The organism is Rhizobium sp. SEMIA 4085 (assembly GCF_013004495.1).
GTDB lineage: Bacteria > Pseudomonadota > Alphaproteobacteria > Rhizobiales > Rhizobiaceae > Rhizobium > Rhizobium gallicum.
This window is the reverse complement of the sequence record NZ_JABEPH010000481.1, coordinates 1-3,664: the sequence shown is the minus strand read 5'-3', so window position 1 is coordinate 3,664 and position 3,664 is coordinate 1. Positions and strand designations below refer to the sequence as shown.

At 55.9% G+C, this 3,664-nt stretch carries 3 protein-coding genes and 1 pseudogene; all 4 read right to left on the bottom strand.

Annotation, left to right across the window (positions count from 1 at the left end; all coding sequences use genetic code 11):
- Positions 1-650: pseudogene (locus C9413_RS29505) on the bottom strand (hypothetical protein); the annotation flags it as partial.
- Positions 647-1,825, bottom strand: a complete 1,179-nt coding sequence (locus C9413_RS29500) for a class I SAM-dependent methyltransferase (protein ID WP_040115427.1) — start codon at positions 1,823-1,825, stop codon at positions 647-649. The pseudogene C9413_RS29505 and the gene C9413_RS29500, both read right to left, overlap by 4 nt.
- Entirely contained in the window at positions 1,822-2,337 is a 516-nt protein-coding gene (locus C9413_RS29495) for a hypothetical protein (RefSeq protein ID WP_040115428.1), read from the bottom strand. The genes C9413_RS29500 and C9413_RS29495 overlap by 4 nt, the downstream gene beginning before the upstream one ends.
- Positions 2,338-2,390: 53 nt before the next feature.
- Positions 2,391-3,664: bifunctional diguanylate cyclase/phosphodiesterase (locus C9413_RS29490; RefSeq protein WP_170251300.1), on the bottom strand; the 1,274-nt coding region annotated here is incomplete at its 5' end.

Below are 3,664 nucleotides of genomic sequence, written 5' to 3'. Positions count from 1 at the left end.
CTGTTGTGACCGGGATAAAGCCGATCGAAAGTCTGCGCTTGATCTGTATAAGGTGCGGTCCTGAAGATCGGGCGCTCCTTCGGCCCAATATAGTACATCTGCAGCTTCGATGCGCCATTTTTCAGGAGGTCGGGCGCGACAAGATCAAGGACCGCACTCGTCTCGATATCCGTCTGCACCTGCGGCAGCGGACGGCGATCCTTGTCCAGGAGGTAGCCCCACACGCTGACGACCGACGGCGCCCCTGGAAGGTTCTGCGCCCATTTACCCTTGGCGTCAAACGTCACGGTCACCGCATCTGGAGCCGCCCTTGCCATGGCGGCTCCAATCTCCCCGTTCCTCGCTGGTTGATCGATCTGACCCTGAAGCACGCCTGTCAACGCCTTGACGTCGGAATGGACCTGGTGGAGAAGCAAGCCAACCTGCGCGGCCGTGGAATCGGTATAGGCGCGGATATAATCTTGACTTGCCCGTTCAAGGCCGTGTCCCACTTCGGCCGTCGCATCCCGAGAAAGTCGCTGGACATTCCAAAGGGCGAGACCGCCGCTGACAAGCAGGTCAAAAAGGACCGCCCCACCGACAACAATCATGAATTTCGCGCGAAATGAGCGCAGGCCGAGTCTTGGCTTCCTGATCGGCGCGGTCATCATAGCGGTTTTCGCCCGGACGCTGCCCAAATGGGCCAGCCGGCGTAGCCCTTTGGATGAAGCGCCGCAAAGATATGGTCGGCGAATCCTTGTTTGAAACGTTCGATGAATTCCGCTGAATCGCCCCTGCGGACGGACATTTCGCCTGCGTAAACATCTCGCCATGCCGCGATGACGTCTGCGAACTCCTGGGGATCGCCGTCGAGGTTGGTGACCATGAAACTTTCCATTTTCACCGCCTCGAAGCCCGCGTCCAACAATAGACGCAAGCTCTTTGGCCCCATTTCGACGTCCATGTCGAAATGGCTAAAGAGCTTGGCGACCTCGTTATAAGTCCATTGGATGCTGTCGGCCCGCGGCTCCCCCAGGCAGTGGGAGTTCTTCTCGTTGGTGATGTAAACCCGGCCGCCAGGTTTGCAGATCCGATAGAGCTCCCTGAGCAGCAGTTCGGGGCGATCGAAGATTTGCAACGAGTGCCGGCAGGTCACGAAATCGAACTGGTCGCTTTCGAACAGCATCTGCGATGCATCGCCGTAAGTGTATTCAATATCGCGGACATCGAACCTTTCGGCAACATCACGGGCATAGTCGAGGCTTGGCGAGGAATGGTCTAGCGCAACGATCCTTGCTGGACCGAACTCCTTTCTGACAAGCATCGCGAAATCGCCAATGCCGCAACAGATGTCGGCAATCACCATGCCGTTGCGAAGCCCATGGCGCGGCAATATCTCTCGCTCATGCCGCCACGTCATCTTGGTCTGCGTTCTGAGGATTGGAATGAAGCTTTTGTTTTCAACGAATGTCTGGCCGGGATAAAAAGCCGAGTCGTAGATCTCGAGCGCAATGTTCGGTGAAAGATCGCTCAAATGCCGGAACATCCGTGCCGCCCAGGCGACAACGCTTGATGCGACGACCACGAATTTGATTTCGGGCCTTAAACGCGAAGCATCGACCAAAACCCGCGTCAAGGCACGAAATGCCGTGCTGTTCATATGCGTAACGCGCTTTAGATTGACGTATAAAACACCGCTGACGGTCTCGATACCATTTCGCAGCAGCAAGAGATCGTCGGCAATTTCAGCCGTGGAATGAGGTCGAAGCACGCCGGCAAGGGAGAATTCCTGATCGTTGATGTTGAATTGCGCTGTAAAGACAGGCGAAGGACTTTGTGCAGTCAATTCAGTAGCCTTTCGAGCGGCAGGTCGACAATGAATGCAAGTGTGCCGATACCCAAATCGCGGATCTGGATTTCCGCGTCATAGTTCACAACCAGTCCGAGCAGGATCGCTTGGCCATCGGAGGCGGCATCGTTGGTGATCAAGTTGCAATAATTTATAACGGCTCGGCGGTTTTTTAATCCCAGGACAATCTTCCTGTAGAATTGTCGCTGTTCTGTCGGGCAAGGAAAGATCAGCTCGATGCGCTCGGTCTCCTGACAGCGATAAAAGTTGCATACGAACTCACCGTCATTCGCCTCTGAGCGAAACGACATCTCCAGAAGCTCGTTAAGGGCTGAGGAGAGCAGGTTGGAATGGCGCACGGGATCGCGCCGGTCATGGCTGACCATTCGAGCGACGTAGTTGGACAACTGATCGCAATGCAGCCAGTCGGCGGTAAAGCTCGCCATGTCCATCTTCAGACTGAGCAACTGGTCAAATGTGGGGCCAATTGCCGCTTCTTGATTCGTCAATCGACACCTCCTTGGCGAATTGCCGCTTCACTTTTCAGCATTTGACCCGATCATTATTCGGGTCCCGTGTCAGCATGCTTGCCAATAAATTCATCAACCATGTCGGCCCCCAGCGGCGGGCTCAGGAAATAGCCTTGCAACCGGTCACATCCCTCCGCCTGCAGCCAGGCGGCCTGTTCGGCCGTCTCAACGCCTTCGGCAGTCACGCGCATCCCGAGCCCGTGGGCCATGGCGATGACGAAGCGTACGATGGTTTGGCTCTTCTGATCATCAGGCAGGTCGTTGATAAAGTACTTGTCTATCTTGATGTTATCGAAGGGAAAGTTCTTCAGATAACTCAAAGAGGAATACTCGGTTCCGAAGTCATCGAGGGAAATTTGGATGCCAAGCACGTTGAGCGTGTTCAGCGTATCAAGATTGTTGATCGTGCGCTCCAGCAGCACGGTTTCGGTGATCTCGAGCTCCAAGCGCTCCGAGGGCAGTCCGACGACGTCGAGGGTTTGCGACACTCGGTCGGTCAGACCCGGGGTTAAAAATTCGGCGGGAGACAGGTTTACCGCAAGAGTATAGTGGGCAGGCCAGGTCGAAGCCTGCCTGCACGCTTCCTCTAGCACCCATTGACCGATTTCGCTCATAAGGCCGTCTGATTCCGCCATCGGGATAAAGGTGATCGGGGAGATCACGCCGAGGATTGGGTGGCGCCAACGCAGCAGTGCTTCGAAGCCGGCTATCGCCAACGACCGATCGACCAGCGGCTGATATTCGATAAAGAATTCACGGTGTTGCAGCGCAACCCGAAGGCTTCGTCTCAATACCTCTCGCTGTTCCAGCACATGCAGCATGCTCGGATTAAAGGTCCGCGCGCGCCGACGTCCGTCCTTCTTGGCGGCATAAAGGGCAACATCGGCAGCCTTCATCAACTGCTCGCTCTCATTGCCGTCGCGAGGTGCGATTGCAACGCCTATACTGGCACCGACAAACACGGTGATTCCGTCCACCGTGAAAGGCTTGCGAAATTCGGTGATCAGCGATTCTGCTAATTTTTCGGCCTCATCCGGTTGCTCTCGGGCGATCTGTATGACGGCGAATTCGTCGCCTGCAAGGCGATAGGCGGTCTCGTCCTTGCCCAGCGCCTTTCGAATCCTTTCGGCCGCAAGCTTCAGGCCGATATCTCCGGCTCCATGGCCCAGCGTATCATTGACGGGCTTGAAATCGTCCAGATCGATCTGCATCAGTGCAAGGCCTGCCTTTGCACGGACCGGGAGAATTTTTCCCAGTTTGTCGCTGAATTGGCGGCGGTTGGGCAGCCCGGTCAAAACATCATGGG